Origin of the sequence: Pseudomonas sp. Z003-0.4C(8344-21) (genome assembly GCF_900104975.1) — a bacterium.
GTDB lineage: Bacteria > Pseudomonadota > Gammaproteobacteria > Pseudomonadales > Pseudomonadaceae > Aquipseudomonas > Aquipseudomonas granadensis.
Map to the genome: position 1 here is coordinate 3,586,296 of NZ_LT629756.1, position 20,968 is coordinate 3,607,263.

General features: G+C 60.4%; 4 protein-coding genes. 1 reads left to right on the forward strand and 3 read right to left on the reverse strand.

Annotation, left to right across the window (positions count from 1 at the left end; all coding sequences use genetic code 11):
* Positions 1–39: 39 nt before the first annotated feature.
* A complete protein-coding gene (locus BLU24_RS16315; RefSeq protein WP_093101845.1) occupies positions 40–2,334 on the reverse strand; it encodes a fatty acid cis/trans isomerase in 2,295 nt (764 codons plus the stop codon).
* Positions 2,335–2,488: 154 nt separating this feature from the next.
* Between BLU24_RS16315 and metH the strand changes: the two genes are divergently transcribed.
* A complete protein-coding gene (gene metH / locus BLU24_RS16320; RefSeq protein WP_093101846.1) occupies positions 2,489–6,199 on the forward strand; it encodes a methionine synthase in 3,711 nt (1,236 codons plus the stop codon).
* A 51-nt stretch (positions 6,200–6,250) separates the two neighbouring features.
* Here metH and BLU24_RS16325 read toward each other — a convergent pair whose 3' ends face one another.
* Together BLU24_RS16325 and BLU24_RS16330 are read right to left on the reverse strand one after the other, a co-directional pair.
* Positions 6,251–13,570, reverse strand: coding sequence for an NEL-type E3 ubiquitin ligase domain-containing protein (locus tag BLU24_RS16325; RefSeq protein WP_093101847.1), 7,320 nt, complete (start codon positions 13,568–13,570; stop codon positions 6,251–6,253).
* Positions 13,571–13,710: 140 nt separating this feature from the next.
* On the reverse strand, positions 13,711–20,865 hold the full coding sequence (locus BLU24_RS16330) for an NEL-type E3 ubiquitin ligase domain-containing protein (RefSeq protein ID WP_231990163.1): 7,155 nt from the start codon (positions 20,863–20,865) through the stop codon (positions 13,711–13,713).
* Positions 20,866–20,968: the final 103 nt, after the last annotated feature.

A 20,968-nucleotide genomic window follows, 5' to 3' on the forward strand; every position in this document is an offset into this window, starting at 1 on the left:
CATCCATCGACGCAGACACAGGCCTGCGTCGATGCCTGCTCAAAGATTCTCGTAGCGATTCATGTCCAGCACGCCCTCTTCCACCGGATCGGTTTCGTGCAGGTACTGGCTCAGGTCGTGGAAATAAAACCAGAACTGCGGGTGACTGCGACGGATGCCCCAGCGCTCGACGATTTTCTCGAAGCGATGGGCGTCCCTGGCGTTTTCCATGCCATCGACGAACGCCGGGACCTGATCCGCCGGTACGTTGAAGATGAAATTCGGGTAGCTGGTCAGCACGCCCGGATAGATCGTCAGCGTGTCGAGCCCCGGCTGATAGCGCCGCGATTCACCCAGCAGGAACGCGACGTTGCTGTGCGCACGGTTGCGCAGCAGGCTGTACACCTCACGTTTGCCGCCAGCGGTTTCGATGCGCAGCAGCGTCGCTTCCGGCAACTTATCGATGACTTTCAATCCGGCAGCCGGGCGTGAGGCCAGGTGACTGAGGGCGTGCTCTGCATTTTGCAGTGCCGGGTCGATGTTCGGCCGCGAGCAGTAAGCGCCATCGCAACGATTGATCGGATCCGGCCGCGCATTGAGATCACCGTAACGCGCCAGCAATTGCATCGCAAAGTCGCGTTTCGGGTCCTTTTCGTCGAGTTTCAGGGCAGTCGGCTTGTCGTCATCAATGGCTTCGTAATCAAGCCACATTTTGAACTGGCCGCCGTCCTGATACCAATCGTTGAGGTAGTCCTCGCGGGAATCGGCAGGCATCAGACGCAAGAAGTTCTGCTCGGCGCCGTTGCGGATCAGGTCGAAGTACAGACGCGTCTGCGCCTGATGGGAGACGTTGCCGAACACATCGAAGTTGACCGCCAACTGGTAATAGGTGCGCTCGAGCAGCGGATAGTCGAACAGCCACATCGTCTGCGGCACATCGCCGATCAAGCCCTTGACCACCGCTGCGCTGTCGAAATGGCGGAAGATACTCAACAGCGCGTTGTCATTGCCGGCCCACAGGGTCGACCAGCTCGGCGCCGGGATTTCAGCGTAATTGTCGCGGCGCAGTGCCTCATATTCGTTACGTTTGTTGCGATAATCGCGCCACAGGCTCAGGACACTGCCGACGTCATCGTTCTGCCCCGGCATGGCCAGCAACGGCGTGGCCTGACCGCGATAGCGCGGGTCGGTGATGTACAGGTCATGCTCCGGCGCCTGGAACAGCGCCCAGAAGTTGTCACGAATCACGTCGGTCGCGATTTGCCCGCGGCACACGGGGCCGCGAATAAAGGTACGGACAAAATATTCAGCGTTGTCGAGCATGAACTGATAGCGCGCCTGCGCCGGAATCGCTTCGAAGGTGGCAAACGGGTTGGCGCGACTCTGCGGGCCATAACCGGGCAACGCATCGACCTGCCAGTTACCGCTGTAGAACAGGCTTTTGACCCGCGCCATCTTCGCCGTGCTCAACGGGTAGGTGATGTGAGTTTTATGCACGATCACCCCTTGCACCGGCCACAAGCGGTAATACACCTGCGTGCCCGGATCGTCGTTGGGCCGGCGCGTGGCGATCAGGTCGATCGGTTGACCGGTCGGCGTGCGCGAACGCACCCACTGGAAAAAATGCCCCGGCTCGCCATCCTGGAAATGGATGTGCGCCAGGTACCAGTGCTCGAACAGCCAGCGCGCGACCAGACTCTGCCGCGCACCGGGGGCGTTGAGCAGGTTTTCCCACTGGACGATCTGCAACGCCTCTTTGGCGCTCGGCGCCAGCCCCTGTTCATCGATCGGCGCGCCGGACGCCAGCCAGCGCTGCAAGGTCTGATATTGCTGGTCGGTCAGCCCGGTGACCGCCAGCGGCATGCCTTCTTTGGGGTGCGCGCCGGCATAAGCGTCGAATTCGCCGGGCATCGCGCACAGATTGCTGCGATTGAGGCCCAGCACGATGTCTTCCGGCAGTTTCGCGTTCGGTGTCAGCGGGGTCTTGTGACCAAGTTCGAGCATGCGCGCCATCAGCGCTGCCTGGCTGCCCTGGGCATCGAGCACCGAATAGAAATCCTTCTGCTGCCAGGCACGTTTGCCGAAAGCGTCGTAGAACAATCGGGTGGTCGGTGCCGCCTGGGTGCGTTCGCCGTCGTAGACCGGCATCTTGCTTGCCCCGCGCGCCGCGCCCTCGCCGCTGCCCAGGTTCAACTGGCAGGCTGAGTCATAGCAGGCGTGGCAGGCAACGCATTTCTCGGTGAAGATCGGCTGGATATCGCGCGTGTAACTGATCGGGGACGAGGTCGCAGGCGTCTGCGCTGCAGCAACGCCGCTCAGGAACAGCAACATGAAACTGATGACGCGGTACGACATGCTGCTGATCCCGATTGTAAAAAAGGCTGCGATTCTACCGTTATGACGTCCGTACCAACATGAGCGATATTCATGGAAAAGTCCGGCATGCTCCAAAAGCGCACAGGTTTGTTATGATCCCCCTCCTTCGTAATGGTCTTTTCGAGTAGTCCACATGTCCGATCGCAGCATCCGCCTTCAAGCTCTCAAGCAAGCCCTCAAAGAGCGCATCCTGATTCTCGACGGCGGGATGGGCACGATGATCCAGAGCTACAAGCTCGAAGAGCAGGATTATCGCGGCAAGCGTTTTGCCGACTGGCCGAGTGACGTCAAGGGCAACAACGACCTGCTGGTGATCACCCGTCCGGACGTGATTGGCGGCATCGAAAAAGCCTACCTCGACGCCGGCGCCGACATTCTCGAAACCAACACCTTCAACGCCACACGCATCTCCATGGCCGACTACGGCATGGAAGAGCTGGCCTACGAGTTAAACGTAGAAGGCGCACGCCTGGCCCGCAAGGTGGCCGACGCCAAGACTGCCGAAAACCCGGCCAAGCCGCGCTTCGTTGCCGGCGTGCTCGGCCCGACCAGCCGCACCTGCTCGCTGTCGCCCGACGTCAACAACCCCGGCTACCGCAACGTCACCTTCGATGAGCTGGTGGAAAACTACACCGAAGCCACCAAAGGCCTGATCGAGGGCGGTGCCGACCTGATCCTGATCGAGACGATTTTCGACACCCTCAATGCCAAGGCGGCGATTTTCGCCGTGCAGGGCGTGTTCGAAGAGTTGCATATCGAGCTGCCGATCATGATTTCCGGGACCATCACCGATGCGTCCGGCCGTACCTTGTCGGGGCAGACCACCGAAGCGTTCTGGAACTCGGTGGCCCACGCCAAGCCGATTTCCGTAGGCCTCAACTGCGCGCTCGGCGCCAGTGAATTGCGGCCGTATCTGGAAGAGCTGTCGAACAAGGCCAGCACCCACGTTTCCGCGCACCCGAACGCCGGCCTGCCGAACGAATTCGGCGAGTACGACGAACTGCCGTCGGAAACCGCCAAGGTCATCGAAGAATTCGCCCAGAGCGGCTTCCTGAACATCGTCGGCGGTTGCTGCGGCACCACACCGGGGCACATCGAAGCCATCGCCAAAGCCGTCGCCGGTTACGCGCCGCGGCAGATTCCGGACATTCCCAAGGCGTGCCGCCTCTCGGGTCTGGAGCCGTTCACCATCGATCGCAGCTCGCTGTTCGTCAACGTCGGCGAGCGCACCAACATCACCGGTTCGGCTAAATTCGCCCGTCTGATCCGTGAAGACAACTACACCGAAGCCCTTGAAGTTGCCCTGCAACAGGTTGAGGCCGGCGCGCAGATCATCGACATCAACATGGACGAGGGCATGCTCGATTCGAAGAAGGCCATGGTGACCTTCCTCAATCTGATCGCCGGCGAGCCGGACATCTCACGCGTGCCGATCATGATCGACTCGTCGAAATGGGAAGTGATCGAAGCCGGCCTCAAATGCATTCAGGGCAAGGGCATCGTCAACTCGATCAGCATGAAAGAAGGCGTCGAGCAGTTCATCCATCACGCCAAATTGTGCAAGCGCTACGGCGCGGCGGTGGTGGTGATGGCGTTCGACGAAGCCGGCCAGGCCGACACCGAAGCGCGCAAGAAAGAGATCTGCAAACGCTCCTACGACATTCTGGTCAACGAAGTCGGCTTCCCGCCGGAAGACATCATCTTCGACCCGAACATCTTCGCCGTGGCCACCGGCATCGAAGAACACAACAACTACGCAGTCGACTTCATCAATGCCTGCGCCTACATCCGCGATGAACTGCCGTACGCGTTGAGCTCGGGCGGCGTGTCCAACGTGTCGTTCTCGTTCCGTGGCAACAACCCGGTGCGCGAGGCGATCCACTCGGTGTTCCTGCTGTATGCGATCCGCGCGGGCCTGACCATGGGTATCGTCAACGCCGGCCAGCTGGAGATCTACGACCAGATCCCGCAGGAGCTGCGCGACGCCGTTGAAGACGTGATCCTCAACCGTACACCGGAAGGCACCGACGCCCTCCTCGCCATCGCCGACAAATACAAGGGCGATGGCAGTGTCAAGGAAGCCGAAACCGAAGAGTGGCGCAACTGGGACGTCAACAAGCGCCTGGAGCATGCACTGGTCAAGGGCATTACCACGCACATCGTCGAAGACACCGAAGAATCGCGTCAGTCGTTTGCGCGGCCGATCGAAGTGATCGAAGGCCCGCTGATGTCCGGCATGAATATCGTTGGCGACCTGTTCGGCGCCGGCAAAATGTTCCTGCCGCAAGTGGTGAAATCCGCCCGCGTGATGAAGCAGGCCGTGGCGCACCTGATTCCGTTCATCGAACTGGAAAAAGGCGACAAACCGGAAGCCAAGGGCAAGATCCTCATGGCCACGGTCAAGGGCGACGTGCACGACATCGGCAAGAACATCGTCGGCGTGGTGCTCGGCTGCAACGGCTACGACATTGTTGACCTCGGGGTAATGGTCCCGGCGGAGAAAATCCTGCAGGTCGCCAAGGATGAGAAATGCGACATCATCGGCCTCTCCGGCCTGATCACGCCGTCGCTGGATGAAATGGTTCATGTGGCCCGCGAGATGCAGCGTCAGGATTTCCACCTGCCGCTGATGATCGGTGGCGCAACGACTTCCAAAGCGCACACAGCGGTGAAGATCGAGCCGAAGTACAGCAACGATGCGGTGGTTTATGTGACCGACGCCTCCCGCGCGGTAGGCGTGGCGACGCAGTTGCTGTCCAAGGAATTGAAGGCCGGTTTCGTCGAGAAGACCCGCCTGGAATACGTCGACGTGCGTGAGCGCACCTCGAACCGCAGCGCGCGCACCGAGCGCCTGAGCTACGCCGCCGCCATCGCCAAGAAACCGCAATTCGACTGGGCCAACTATCAGCCGGTTAAGCCGACCTTCACTGGCAGCAAAGTGCTCGATAACATCGATCTGAAGGTGCTGGCCGAATACATCGACTGGACGCCGTTCTTCATTTCCTGGGATCTGGCCGGCAAGTTCCCGCGCATCCTTGAAGACGAAGTGGTCGGTGAAGCCGCCACCGCGCTGTACAAGGACGCGCAGGAGATGCTGGCCAAGCTGATCGACGAGAAGCTGATCAGCGCCCGCGCCGTGTTCGGTTTCTGGCCGGCGAATCAGGTGCATGACGACGATATCGAGCTGTACGGCGATGACGGCCAGCCGCTGGCGAAACTGCATCACCTGCGCCAACAGATCATCAAGACCGACGGCAAACCGAACTTCTCCCTCGCCGACTTCGTCGCACCGAAGGACAGCGAAGTGACCGATTACGTTGGTGGTTTCATCACCACCGCCGGTATCGGCGCCGAAGAAGTCGCCAAGGCTTATCAGGACGCCGGCGACGATTACAACTCGATCATGGTCAAGGCCTTGGCCGACCGTCTCGCCGAGGCGTGCGCCGAGTGGCTGCACCAACAGGTGCGTAAAGAGCACTGGGGTTACGCCAAGGATGAAACGCTCGACAACGAAGCGCTGATCAAAGAGCAATACAGCGGCATCCGCCCTGCTCCCGGTTATCCGGCCTGCCCGGACCACACCGAGAAAGCGGCGCTGTTCGCCCTGCTCGATCCTGAAGCGGCCGAAATGCGTGCCGGACGCAGCGGCGTGTTCCTCACCGAACACTACGCGATGTTCCCGGCAGCAGCGGTCAGCGGCTGGTACTTCGCCCATCCGCAGGCGCAGTATTTTGCCGTGGGCAAGATCGACAAGGACCAGGTGCAGAGCTACACCGCGCGCAAGGGCCAGGATCTGAGCGTCACCGAGCGCTGGCTGGCGCCGAACCTGGGTTACGACAACTGAGGCGCCCAAGGCCCGGTAGCTGCTTGCTCCCGGGCCTTGTCCTTCAGCCGCTCACGGGCGCGATGACGGGCCGGGCTGCGGTGAAGCCGGAGCGGGTGTTGCCGCGCCCTCGCCGCTCGACGCCAGGTTTGGCAGTTGCGCGCGCGTCAGTTCTTTCAACTTTTCTATACGCGCTTCCGCCAGTTCGATCTCCAGCGCTGCCATTGCCTCGAGATAGCGGTTGCGGGTGACCTCGTTGTCCTCTTTGTCCGGGTAGGCGTCCTCAACCTCTTCCTGACGCTGGCCAGCGTTGCGCTCCAGCGTCTCGAACACCTCAGGGTTGCGCTCGCGCAAATAGCGAATCCAGTAATCGCGGGCGATCAGATCCTCGAGAAACCTGTCCGACGCTTCATCGGCGAGCACCGCGGCGCGTGCGTCGAGCAAGCGCTGCCCGCGAATGGGTGTGGCGTACAGCATGTGCTCGGGTTGCGCCGGCAATTCGAGGCCGTCCGGCCAGCCGCGAGTCAGGCCGATGCGGTATTGCAAGCGGACTTCGGCGCGGTCCTTGTTTTTTGCAGCGGCTTCAGCCAGTCGGTCGACCCTTTCCAGACGAAACAGGCGGCGGGTCAGATCAAGCAGCGCTCTGCCGCGCTGCTGCGGACGGTGCCGTGGGATATCACGCAAAGCGTTGTATTCATAGACCCGGGTTTCCAGTTCGCTGAACGACAGGATCCGCCCATCACCGCAAGTGCCGTGCGTCTCGGCATTGAGAAACAACAGCTCGCGCAGCTCGGTATTTTCCGTGGCGGCCTCGATGACCTGCCACACCCGATGAGTCAGATCCGCGCCTGACAACCTGTATTCGAGGGTGTCAGGCAAGGTCGAGAGCAAATGAAAGAACGACTCATGGTTGGTCTGTCGTGCCAATTGCTGCCATAGCGTAAGCCGCGCGGCACGTACATCTGCATGCGTGTACGTCATCCAGGTCTCCATCGCCGGTGCGGCCACATCCTGGGCCGGATCGGCAATCACCTCTGCAGCCTCGACACCAGCATGCGTATCAACGCGCCTGACAGCCCCACCGCCTGCGCCACTCGGGTCATCACCGTCACTGCTATCGGTATCCGAATCCGATCCGGAACCGGAATCGCTTTCCGAGCTGCTTATCCGCTCTTCGATCAAACCCTGCAAGGATTCCGGCGTGTACCCCATTACATCACCACCCTGCGCGGCACTGTAATCCCTGAGTTGCTGCAGTGCGTCGAGCGACAGCGAGTTATCCGCCAAGTCAGTACCCGCCACGAGCCGCTCATGGTTGCCGCCCAACAGCCGGTCCGGGAAGACCATGATGTTATTGCCCGAGAGATCCAGCCTTTGCATATGCGCCAGATTGAGCACGCCGTCAGGCCAGAAATCCAGACCGTTCTGGCCGAGGTTGAGGGTTTCCAGGCGGCTGAAGGTTGTGGCGTTGAATTCTTCCAGCTGATTGTGGCTGAGGTCGAGCCAGCGCAGGCGCGCCCCGGTCACGTACTGATATACCGTTTGTGCCGCGGCCAGGCGATTACCGCTCAATTCCAGCCGTTCCAGCTGGCTCAGACCCGCGACAGCTTCCGGCACGCGGTCCAATGCATTGCCGTTGAGCATCAGGGTGGTCAACTCAGGGAACGCCGGGCAAAAGCGGTTGAAACCCTCAACGGTAAACTTGACCCCTGTCAGGTCCAGTGTTCGCACGTGGGAAAACACGCTAGACAACGCAGGCAAATCACCGATGAGTCCCGCTGAAAGACTCAGCGTCTGTCCGGCGGACTCGGTCAGCGCGGTAACCCCGTCGCGCCAGCAATTTCGGATCCTCGTCGCGTCGAACAGTCTCGTGGACGACGACACCCCCTCACCAGGCCCTGGCGCCGGGTTGAAAATCCAGCCGTTCAACTCACGCGTCAGCGTCTCGTTAGTCGCTCGCCACTGGTTCAGCCTGTCCACCACTTGTTCGGGAAGCAGCCCTTCGCTGCGTAAGCGCGCAACGCTGGCTTGCGCTTGTTCAAGCGTCAGCAAGGGAAATATCTCCAGCACACTGGCGCTCATGTCAGAGCCGCCGCTGATTGCGGAGACCGGCGGGAGTGGCAACAGCTGACCGGCGCGATTCAGCGCACTTTCCGGCAGGGTCGCGCTTGAAATGCCCGGCAGTGACACCGACTGCGCATCGAACTGTTGCAAGGCGCCCTCGGGCAAACCGATGGACATTTCAATCCGGCGCTGCGCCGCTTCAAGGTCCGCCTCGCCTGCGACACTGAAGCGGTTGTTGAGCAAGCGGGTCTTGAGCAGCACCGTGTCGTCGGCAAGGACATCTTCGGGAAGCGACCCGATGGTGTTATGACGCAAATCCAGCACTTGCAAACGAGGCAGGCTTTGCGCCCCTGTCGGCCATTGATTGAGTCCGTTGGAGCTGAGGTTCAGCGTCTTGAGCCCTGTAAGGCGAGAAACGTCCAGTGTGTCCAGCCGATTGAGCCGGGCATTGAGGTGTTCCAGTTTGTTCAGCGCATTGAACTGGCCCTGCACCTCAGGCGTGACGGCGATAAGGTTGAGAGACAGGTCCAGCTGAGTCAGCTGGGTGAAGTCGGCTGGCCGCACCGGCACTTCGGTCAAGCCGCAGGCGGTGATTTCCAGGCTTGTGGCGCCACTGAATGCCTGGAGAAACCCGCGAAGCTGATCGATCGGCACGTTCAACCGCTCCAGCCGCACGGTCTGCACATGGGCAAACGTACCGACTGGCAATTGCGGCAGTTCACTGATCGGCGCCTCGCCCTCTATCCAGGCGGTGTCGACCAGTTCAAACACGCCGGCATCGTCGAGATCGGTGGCGGATGTCCAGTTCGTCGCATTGAAGGGATGCATGTCGTCGCTCAAGCGATAACGCCGGCGTATCGCAGCACGCCAGTTCTTTTCCAGTGCACGAACTACCCGGTCATGGGGCGGCGTTTGCCAACGCGCGGCCAGCTTCGCAGTCCGCAGTCCTGCGGATGCCGTGGGCTCGTAGAACTGGCGGAATATCGCGGTGTGCTCCACGCGCAGGATCTCCACGGCCTTGAGCCTGGTTTCCGGGGTGTTCCACAGGCTCATGATCCGCTCGGGCAGCGGGTTGGGACGGCCGGCCTCGCCCGTGAGAAATTGCAGTTCTCCGGCGCAATAGCGGCGAACCATCGTGTCCAGATCAACCAGGTGTCGCCACTGCCCGAGGTAATTGTTCACATAGTCGTAAGCAGGTTTGAACGCTTCATGGGAAAACTTCGACCAGTCCAGTGACAAACCCGCCCAGAGTTTTTCGTGGCCGATATAAAGCGTTTGTGGCAGGGAAGCGATGGCGGTCTGGGTCAGGTCCAGTCGTTCCAGTTCAGGCAGTTGCTCCACATAAGCCGGCCACTGCGTAAGGCCCGGGGCTTCGATCTTGAGTTTTTGCAGTCGCTTGAGGGTAGCCAGGTCCAGGCCAGGCGGCATGCCTGCGCCGCTGATCAAGTCGAGATGAAGCTCCTCGACCGCGGTCAACGTACGCAATCGTGTCGATAGATCTGCAGCCATGACCGTGGCTTGGGTTCTGAACTTGAGCGTCTTCAGCGCGGACATTCGCGTCACCGTCAAGGGCACGGTCGTCAGGGACTGCTCATGCCCAATGTAAGTGCCGAACAGAGTGCCCCGCTCCCCCAGCGACAGCTTTTGCACATTGGCAAACCGCGCCAGAAATGTGTCTGCATTGGCATCGGTCAAACCGTTGCCGCCAATCGAAAGCTCACGTACATGTGCAAAATCTGCGGTCAGCACCGGCAGAGGGTCGTAAGTGAGAATCGAAAGTTGATCAGCACCCGCGACTCCGGTGGACAAGGCATTGCGCCAACAGGTTTTCAGCGCTTGCGCGGCGCGAAACTTGTGATCTGTACCGGAACGTTCCCAGGGTGCGAGCGTCGATGTCCCCGCCCATTCATCCAGCGTCGCGTTAAGTTGCTCCCACTCGCGCCGACGGGATAGCAACAGTTCGAAAATGGCGCTGCTGTCTTTTCCCGCCCGATATTGTTCAAGAATGAAGCCTTGAACCTGCTCGTAGCTCAGTTGCGGATAGATATCGCGCACATGGGCGACCAGCTGCGTTGGCAATCCCGCGCCGCGTCCGCTGGCGGGATAACCGATCAGCGTAGCGTTCACCCGCACGGGCGGCTTGATCCACTTGACCGGTGGCGCCAGCAGCGCAGACACATCTGCTTGATGCTTATCGGCATAATCGATGATCTTTGTTCGCAACCCGGCGGACTGCCCGACCTCAGGCACACCGAGGCTGCGGCGCGCCGCATCAGGCAGGGCATGCATGATCGATGAGTAAAAATTATCGCCGTGGCGAGGCAGGCTGTTGAGCGCCTCCCCGCGTTCGTCGAAGGCCTGAAACTGCATGCCTTGCTTGATCAGGTATTTTTTCTCGCCGGCCGTTTCACTGCCAATGCTGTCGATTAGCGTGCCAGCCGCATGCCCCTCGCGTACTTCGATACGCAAGGTGTCAGGCCAGCCCGGCAATTGTTCCAGCGCGTGCAACGCCAGACGCCGGCTGTCCGCCGAAGCAACATTTTCACTGCGCAGACCGGCGTTGGCCGCCACTTGTCGGCTTTGACGCGCATACCAGCGTGCCTCTTCCAGCAGGCGCAGCGGCACTCGCTGGCCTGCGCCGAGTCGCTCCAGTTCATCGGGGCGCCCATGTGCAAGCACTGTCTGTGCCGCCGCTTCGCTGAGCCCGGGACAGGCCTTCTGTAAACGCAAAACCTGAGGGGCGGCGGGACCTGTCCCCAGATAGAGGCTGTCGTAAATCGCCGGCTGACGCCTGTTGGCGTAGTCGGCGATCTGCTTGCCGAATTCTGCCGGCCGGGCATCGCGCACGCGTGCACCTTGTTCTCCCAGCAGCGCGGTGACTTCAGATTCGTCCAGCGCCGCCAGAATATGGGTTGACAGGTCACCGCTGAGGACATCGGCCCGCGATATCTGAATCGGCGCCTTGACGCCGACATCGCGAAAGCGCCGAGCGGAGCCATACCTGACGGACTTGCCGGACAATGACTCGCCGTCAAAGACTTCCAACACCCGGTTCGCCGGCCAGCGCGGCATTTCGGTGATCAGCGGCAACGCGTAGAGATAAAGGTCGTCGATCGCTTGTGTCCCGCGCAACTGCTCAACGACTCGCGCCGCGTTGCTATCGGCCCGCATCATGCGCAGGGCCTGGGTCAGTTCCGGCGGTGGCAGCGCCGAATCGATGTGCATCTTGCGCAGGGCCGCCTCACTGACACCGCTGATATCGGCAGCCTTGAGCAGTTGCGCATCGGAGAAGGCTTCGGTTGCATGGCCGATGCGCCGCAGCAGCGTCAGACGATCCCAGGTCTGTGGACGCTCCAGCGTATGCCGCCAGGCGCCGAGGCCATTGCTCTCGAGCACCGGCTGCCAGGCATTGGCGTCGCTCGGATGCCTGATCCGCCATTTGCCGATCGAGTCATCGAAAAACTGCTCGTAGACCTTGCCACCCTGGCGAATGTAGGTTTTCCCCTCAAACACATGCTGCCCGGCATCATTCGGGCCGGGACTGTCCGGCAGCGCGACAGCGGACTCGTAACCTTGCAGGTCGGCTCTCCACAGACGGGTTTCGCCGTTGGGCAACTGCACCCGCTGTAGCTGCTCGATGACCGGCACAGCTTTGGCGCTGGAGATTTTCCGCACCCCTGCCCCAATCCCCGCCATCAGCGCAATCTGCGCCAGATTCTCCGCCACATCGATCAGATGATCCTTGGCGGCACGGCGATCGCCCTCACCCCATTCAATCGCGCCCTCAAGGGTTTCATAGAGCAGTTGCCCGGCCATCACCACCATCATCACTTCGCCCAGCACCGGCACGAACATCGACACCACATTCAAACCAAGCAGGCCGATCTGCATCAGGTGCGCCAGTTTGGCCTCGCGCGCCTTGACGTCGACATCGTCGGTGGGCACGGCATGGCTTCGAGCGTCGGCCAATACCTTGGCCCGGCTCTCGTCGTAAAGGTACTGCCACAAATCCTGGTTCTTTTCCCACAGCCCGCGCTGCCTTTGCAGAAGCGTGCCGGGAGCGATATAGGGATCAGGTTCAGGCTCAAGTTTTGCGGCTGGCGGGGGCGGCAACTGCTTGATTCGAGTAATAGGCGCGCCAGGGCCAAACGAGGTGACGATGCGCCACGGGGAGCGCCAGAAATCGCTGGGTGAATCCGCTGCCTTGCGGGTGAATTGGCTGAAATAGTCGCCTCGTTGGTCGTAAGGCAAAAACTGACTGAGGAAGCGCTGATAGGCAGTCGGTTCCGCGCCCGACGCTGACGCCGTGCTTCGAGCCGTGAGCAGCCGCTTGAACTCTTCTTTCTCGTCATTGCCGCGATAGCATTTGAACGGGTGCTCGGGATCGTGAGGAATGTAAACAAGCCATTCATTGCTGTAGCGGTACTTCTCGCTGATGACGAAGACCACACAGCCCGTCATTCTTTTTTTCATCAGGCTGAAGTCGCGGAACCACACTGGCTTGTTGCCGACCGAGGGGTTGAGCTCGCCCTCGATCACCGAAACGATCATCGCGTAGTGCGCAGCTTCGATGTCCTTCGTCAGCAACGCCTGCTCGGCAGCAGCGCACATTGTCGCTTTCTGGCTGGCAATGAAACGCTCACGCAGTGCCGCCTCCGCCACTGGATCCGCGGGATGAAAGAACGACCGCAGCCAGGTCTGATATTGCTTGCCAATGTCCAGACGGCGACACAATCCGAGGAACTGGCTGACCGAGATCGCAAGGCTCACGGCCTCATAATTGCCGGCTTCAGTCGTTGCCACGACGAAGCCGGAGGTTGCGTGGTAAGCACCCCGGTCACATTCCCAGGCTTCGAAGTTATGCAGCGCGGCCTCCAGCAATGACAGTTTGACCACTTCGAAGGAGCCCACCTCTATTGCCAGAACGCTGACCTCCAGCGGCCGGCGCAGGCACAGCAGCGTCTGGTCAACGTCCACTTGCAACCGATACTCGTCCGCAAGGGCCTTGATCAGCAAAGGCCTGGCAAAGGCTTCGACCTGCTGAAACGTCGCCATGCTTTTATCGAGGCTGTTCTGCGCCTCAATGCTGGCCTTGAAGGTGTCGCTCAACGTCTGGCGCTGGGCCGACGTCGCGTTAAGAAACCAGGACGGCAGCGCTGTCGTGACACCTTTGAACGCCTCGCGTCGTTGCGCTGAGGCGTTGGTCAACCATGCAGGGATCGATTTCTCAAGGAAGTGGCCGTGCAGGCTTTGCGTCGCTTTCGGTTTGGCAGGTTGCGCGAGCGAAGCAGGTTGCTTCGCTCGCGCACTGGTTGATGTCGGGTTCATGATTGTTCCTTATTGGGGAAACAATCAGCAGACCACGTCGCGCCATTGCGTCTGCGGTACCCGGTTATTGCACGGCCGGCGATGAGTAACCGGATACGTCACCCGCCCCCCATGCATGTGACTGCGCCCAAATGCACCTTCTACGGTTGCGATGACGGCCCAGGCGTCGGCGACAGATGACCGGGCGATTCGGACTCACCGGCATAACTCAGCAGATCAACAATCTCCCGTCGCGTCAGTGCGATGCGCTCTTGCCGGCGCCGCGCCTCCATGGTCCTGCCCAGATCAGTGAGTTGCTGATCGTACTGTTGGGCATTGATTTCACCCCGCGCAAGCCGATCATCCAGCACGGTCCAGAGCTGCTCACGCTGCGCGTCGATTTCGACGTCGATTGCGCGTAACGCTTGCGGATAACGCTCCTGCAGATAAGCGCTCCAGTAATCGCGTTCGATCATGCTCGCCGGCAGCGCGTCAGTCTGCTCCGCTTCCAGGATTGAAGCCCGGATCTGCATCAGCCGTTCATCGCTCAGGGGCGCGTCGTACAGCATGTAGGCCGGTTGGCCGGGCAACTCGATACCGTCACCCCAGCCGCGGGTCAAACGGATGCGGTATTTAAGGCGTACCTCGGCGCGATCCATCCCTGGTGCCGCGGCTTCGGCAAGCACTTCCACCCGTTCCAGGCGAAACAACTGCCGGGACAGGCGCAACAGTGTCCGGCCCCGAAGCGCTGTTCTGTTTAACGGAATGTCGTGCAAGGTGCGATACACCGCGACGCGTACTTCCATGTCACTGAAGGTCAGAATTCGTCCATCGACACAGGTACCATGGGTTTCGGCCCCCGCGAACAACAACTGTCGCAACTCGGTATTTTCCGTGGCGGCCTGTACCACGTCCCACATTCTTCTCGTGAGATCTGCCGGTACCAAGCGGAAATCCTCGGTGTCACGCAACAGCCGCAGCAACTGGAAAAACCGCTCATGATTCGGTTCGCGAGCCAACTGCGCCCAGACCGCCCGTCGTTGTGCCGCCACTTGCGGGCTGCTGTGCTTCAGCCACGGCTCCAGCGACCTCGGCGCTACGTCGATGGCTGGATCAAAAACCTCTTCCACCGGCTCCATGACTGCATGCGGGTCATGAGCGTCAGTACTGGTTTCATTGCCGCTGGGCCCGGCGACAGCGACGGGGTCAGGCAGAACATGCGCATCGATCATGCTGTTGATGCTTCGACGTGATACGCCCAACGCGTGAGTCGATGAATGTTCGCGGGCGTAGCGGCGCAAATCCTGCAACGCGGCAAGAGACAAGTGCTGGTTTCCCGACAGGTCGGTCCCATGGATCAAAGATTCGTGCGTGCCATTGAACAGATCAACCGGGATGTCGGCGATCTCGTTGCCGCTCAGGTTCAAGTTGCGCAGCCGTGGTGCCTGCAACACGCCCACCGGCCATTCGGTCAGGCGGTTGTAACGCAGATCAAGGGTCTCGATGACGCCAAAATCGGGCGGGTTGAACACGCGAAGTTCGTTGTAGCCGATATCCAGTTGGCGAAGACGCGCACGACCAACCAACGGATAAAGGCTCGTCGCGCTGTGAAGATCACAATACTGCATGTCCAGACGTTCCAGATGACGCATCCGTAACACCGGGGCGGGCAAAGACGTCAGTGCGTTGCCACCGATATACAAGGTATCGAGAGAGGGAAACGCATTGAGAAAACCGTCGGAGCCCTGCACGGTCATGCCCACCCCGTCAAGATCCAGCGTGGTCACCGCCGGAAGCTGTACAGCCAGCGCTGGCAAGTCACCTGTCTCACGCCCCTCGAGCTCAAGTTCCAGCCCCGGCCTGCCGGGGTTTTCGGTGAGTCCGTCGAGCCATGCATCGCGGATTCTTCGCGCCGCAAATGAACGGTTCCGTGCGTTGATCTGCAGCCGGTCCGTGCGTATCTCGCGAATGTACAGCCAGTCGTTCATCTGGCGGATCAAACCCTCACAGGACCGATGCCAGACGTCGATTTGCGCTTCGATTCGCGCCTCACTCCATCCCGTCGCCCGCCAGTCGTTCACACAAGGCTCAGCCTGTGCGTGGGGCATGATCGTGCTGAGGCGTTGCACGTTCGCCGAAGCCACAGCGTCATCGGGCAATACGGTCACCGGCTCTGGAAGCGGCAGCAGCCAATCGATGAATGACCCACCCGTTTCCGCCGGAGGAAATGGTTCCGGCACCGGTTCCGCCGCGAAGCGACGCAACGTGCCCTGCCGCAATCCACGTTGCTGCTCGACCCGCTGCAGCGCCGCATTGAATCCGGCTTCGCCGTCCGGGCTGAAAAGATTACCGGTCAGATTGGTTCGCATCAGTACGTCGGGGAGGGACAGCACTGGCGGCGGCAATGCCGCGATACGATTGTCGCGTAAATCCAGCCAGGTCAATCGCCGCAGGCGTTCGGCGCCGCCGGGCCACGTTTGCAATGAGGTCGACCGCAGATTCAAGGCACGCAAGCGACTCAAAGCGCCGACATCGACGTTAACGAGCGGGTTATGGCTCAGATTCAGTCCTCTCAGACGCTGCAATCCATTGATCTGCCGCTGCACGAGCGGCGTTACCGCGATCCTGTTGCCTGAGACATCGAGGTGCGTCAACGCTGGCAACGCGTCTGCGGTGAAAGGCAGTTCGGTAAAGGTCGCACCCGTGATTTCAAGGCTTTCAACCTGACTGAACGCCCGGAGAAAGCTGCGCGCCTGTTCGAGCGGCACATCCAGCCGCGCCAGACGCAATGTACGCACGTGCGCAAAACTGCCGGTCGGCAGCGACGGCAGCTCGGTGAGCAATTCGGCGTGCGCTGACAAGGCGAGCGGCGTTTGCGCCCCAGGCAACTCAAACGTCTCGACGCTGGACGCAAGGCCGTAGCGCCGGCGAATCGTCCCATGCCAACTGACTCTCAGCGCATTGAGCATGTCGGCGTTGCGCCCTGTCGACCAACGCCGTTGGAGGGCCGCATAGCGTGTTCCGTGGCGCAGGGCGGGGGCGTAGAACTGAGCGAATACCGCTTCATGTTCGGCCCGAAGATCTTCAATCGCTTCAATCCGGGTTTCGGGTGTAGCCCAGGCGCCGTAAAAGGCCTCGGCCAAAGGATCGGCCACGCCTGGCCTGATCGCCATGGCGTCCAGCTCCGCAGCGCAGAACTCACGGACCATCTGATGCACATCAAGCAGATGACCAAAAGGACCGGAATATTGGCTGACATAATCGTAAGCGCGCCTGAAGGTGGCCGGGGTGACCCGCGACCAATCCAGCGACAGCCCGGCCCAGAGTTGTTCATGCCCGTGATAAAGCGACTCCGGCAAGGTTTCGATCAGTGTGTGAGTCAGGTCCAGGCGCCCAAGCCGCTCAAGCCGTTCAACGTAGGCAGGCCATCGCCACAAGGCACGCGGCGCGTCTATGCGTAGTGTGCGCAGTTGCGTCAAAGGCTCAAGATCGAGACCGTGGAGTGTGGTTGCGTCGGTACCCGAATAGTCGATGTGCAGCGTTTCCAGTGATGTAAGCGCTCTGAGTCTTGGGGCGAGGGTCTGCGCCAGTAGAGGCGCATCGGTGGAGAACCGCAGGCGGGTCAATCGTGGCAATTGTCCGACTGCCAGTGGCAGTGTCGTCAGCGGCCGGGCCATGGATCGGCGGTGATAAACCGGCCCCGGCTCGCCAATCGACAAATCGGTGAGGTTCGGAAAAGCCGCCAGGAAGCCATCAGCATTGGCGTCCGTCACACCGATGCCCGTCAGCGACAGTTCGCGGATGTGGGCAAAGCGTGTGTTCAGCACCGGCAGCGGCGTGTCGCAAACCAATGACAGCCGCGCGGTTTCGGCAATCTGTCCGGCCAAGGGAGCATTGCGCCAGGCATCTCGCAACGCCTGAGCCACGTGCGTGCGGCGCTGTGCAGTCTGGCTGTCGGTCGGGCCTGCCTGCCACTCATCGAGGCTGGTGTTGAGGGTGTCCCAATCCTGCTGACGCGTTTGCAACTCAGCGTAGATCTGCACGTCGTTACGGCCTCGTTGCTGGGCGAAGAATGCATCGGCCTGCTGCGGTTGGGGATACAACTGGGTGACTCGCGACTCCAGCGACCGATTGAACCCCCTGCCCCGCCCACTTGCATAATAGCCAAGCAACCTCGCAGCGACCCGCACCGGCGGTTTGAACCATTTGGCTTGAGGTTCCAGCAGGCGCACAGCTTCGTGTCGATGAACATGCGCGGACTCGATGATCCGGTGTTGCAGTTCGCTACCGTTGCTGCCTTCATACAAACCTAGCGTCGCACGCAGGTCATCAGGCAATGCGTACATGAGCGAACGGTAAAAGCTGTCCTCGATTCTTCGTACCCGGTTGAGCGCTACTCCATGTGCATCGAATGCCTGGTAAAAAGGCCCGTTCTTTACCAGATAGCGTTTAACCGCGGCCGTCGGTTCGCCAATGCTGTCGAGCAAGGCACCTGCAGTGCTGCCTTCGCGAATTTCCAGAAGCAGTGTCAAGGGCCATTCCGGCAATTGCTCAAGGGCAAACAATGCCAGCCGCCGGCTCGCTGCCGAGGCAAGATTTTCACTGTGCAAACCGGCAAAGGCGCGGATCCGGCGCCCTTGCCGAGCATGCCAGCGGGCCTCTTCGAGCAGATTGAGAGGCGAACGTCCGGTTTTATCCATCTGGCTCAGTTGCGCGGACGTTGCATGCTCGAGCACGTCCTGCGCGGCGGCCTGGCCGAGACCGGGACACTCACGCTGCAGAATGCGCGCACGCCGGCTCAGCGGTTGGGTGCCGCTGTAGAGGCTGTCAAAAATGGCCGCCTGGCGCGTGTACGCATACTCGGCGAGCCGCTGCATGAACTCGTCAGGCCTTGCCGGCCGAAATTGTGCGCCTCTTTCGCCCAATAGATGACCGATCTCGTTTTCCTCCAGCGCTGCCAGGATTCGCGCCGGCATCTCGCCGTTCATCACTTGTTCACGACTGAGACGTATCAAGGAGTTTTGGCCAACTACCGCACCCGAATTTTGCGCCCCGTAGCGGATCGACCGTCCCGCGCTCTCCGACCCGGAAAAGATTTCCAACACCCGACCGGCCGGCCAGTTCGGCATCTCGGGGATCAATGGCAATGCGTACAGGTACCGCTCATCGATCGCTCTTGCGCCGCGCAATTGCTCGATCATCTGCCGCGCACCGGCGTCCGCCTCGAACAAGTTCATGGCGTCGCGCAATTCGGGCGGCGGCGGCAGATGGTCCATGTGCATCTTGCGCAACGTGTTGTCACTGACACCGCTGACATCGGCCAGCATCAGCAGGGAATCATCGGAAAAACCGTCGGTTACCGGCCCCATGCGTCGTAACAGGTCCAGACGCCCCCAGGTCATGGGTTGTTCCAGTGCCAAGCGCCAGGCTCCGTGGCCGTTATGCACAAGGACTGGCCGGTAGGCATCGGGATCGGTGGGATGTTTGAGCAGCCATTGCGCAGTCGTCTCATCCTTGACCAGCTCGTAGATATTGCCGTCTCGACGGATATACGTTTTGCCGTCGAGCGAATACTGCGCCAGCGCATTGGGTTCGGATAAGGCGCCCAACGTGACGTCCTGTTCGTAACCGCTGAAGTCGGGTTTCCACAGGCGGGTTTTTCCGTTGGGCAACGTCACCGGGTGGAGGCTCTCGATGACCGGCTCAGGCTTGACCGCCGTCAGCCGGCTGAAGCCCGCCCCCCCAGCTGCCATCGCGCCCATCAGCGCAAGGTTTTCGGCAACATCGACCAAATGGGCCTTGGCCGCATGCTTGTCGCCTTCGCTCCATTCGACGACGCCTTCAATGGTTTCAAACAACAACTGACCCGCCATGACCACCATCATGACTTCACCCAGCACGGGAACGAACATTGATACGACGTTCAGGGCCAACAGACCGAACTGCAGCAGCGCAGCGAGTTTGGCATCGCGCGCCTTGGCATCGACGTCCGCGGTTGGCACCGCGTGACTGCGAGCATCATCGAACAGCTTGTCGCGGTGTTTTTCGTAGAGATAAGTCCAGAGGTCATGGTTCCTACCCTTTATGTAGGTCTCCAGGTCCGGAAGCGGTTTTGCCGCCACGAATGGGTCGGTATCCGGAATCGTATTCGGTACCCTGGGAGGCGCCTCCCACGCGCTGACACCCGTCACTGCTTGCCCGATCGTAAGCCATGCCGACCACAGCCAATCGGACGCGGGATGGGCGGGCTTGACGAACTGGCTGAAATATTCTGCGCGCCTTTTATAAGGTAAGAACTGACTGAAAAACTGTTGATAGGCTGTCGGTGCGGTACTCTGCGGCTGCTGTGGATCCCGAGCAGACAATAGCCGTTTCAAGGTGTCTTGCATCTGCGTGCCGGTATAGCGCTTGAGCGGATGTTCGGGGTCGTTGGGCACATACAGAATCACCTCATCAAACGATGGGAATTTGTCATACATCACAAAGACAATGCAGCCAACCAGCCTGTAGCGCATCAGACTCAAGTCCTGGAATGAGACTATCTTGTTGTCCAGTCTGGGGTTTCTATTGCCGTTGAGTACCGAAAGAATCATCGCGTAATCCTGCCGACGGATGTCCTTTGTCAACAACGCTTGTTCGGCCGCCGCGTGCAGAGCGGTTTTCTGAGCAAGAATGAAATGGCGGCGCAGCTTTGCCTCTGCGTCTGGGTTGGCGGGATGGAAAAAAGAAGTCAGATAGGCTTGATACTTTGCCCCGATGTCCAGCTCCCGGCACAGGCTGAGAAAGTTCCTCACCGAGACATTGACCGGTACTGCCCTGTATTTGTCGGGCGTGCCGGTTTCAACCGCGAAGGTTGAGCTGTTGTGAAAGGCTCCGTACTTGCATTCCTCACTTTCAAAGTTGTGCAGCGCCGCCTGCAGCATGGGCAATGTCAGGACTTCGAACGTGCCGACTTCCACGCGAGCAAGAGTCAACAGAACGGGTCGCTTCAAACACAACAGCGTCTTGTCGACATCCACTTGCACCTGAAAGCGGCTTTTCAACGCCTCCAGCAACAAAGGCCTGGCAAATGCGTCGATGTCCTTGAACGACGACATCGTTTTATCCAGTTGCACCTGCGCCTGGAAACTGTGATTGAAGCGTTTGTGCAATACGTCGCGTTGCGCCGGTGACGCCTTTGTGTACCAGTCGGGGATGGTGCTGGTGGCCCGCTTGATTTCAGCTCTTCTGCGAGCGGGAGCATCAATCAGCCATTGCGGCAACGCGGCTTCGAGCAACGGCGCATGCACACTTTCCGTTGCCAGAGGTTTGGCCATGACTTGCGCGGTTCGGGATAGGGGGAAATCGGGTGACATACATCGCTCCTGTAGATGAAGCGGCAGCACATCATCCGCACCGACCCGTCCGGCGGTACATAGT

What these genes read in the sequence shown, in the direction of transcription:
- BLU24_RS16315 (WP_093101845.1), bottom strand. Translation starts at nt 2,334, where the DNA reads ATGTCGTACCGCGTCATCAGTTTCATGTTGCTGTTCCTGAGCGGCGTT.
- metH (WP_093101846.1), top strand. Translation starts at nt 2,489, where the DNA reads ATGTCCGATCGCAGCATCCGCCTTCAAGCTCTCAAGCAAGCCCTCAAA.
- BLU24_RS16325 (WP_093101847.1), bottom strand. Translation starts at nt 13,570, where the DNA reads ATGAACCCGACATCAACCAGTGCGCGAGCGAAGCAACCTGCTTCGCTC.
- BLU24_RS16330 (WP_231990163.1), bottom strand. Translation starts at nt 20,865, where the DNA reads ATGGCCAAACCTCTGGCAACGGAAAGTGTGCATGCGCCGTTGCTCGAA.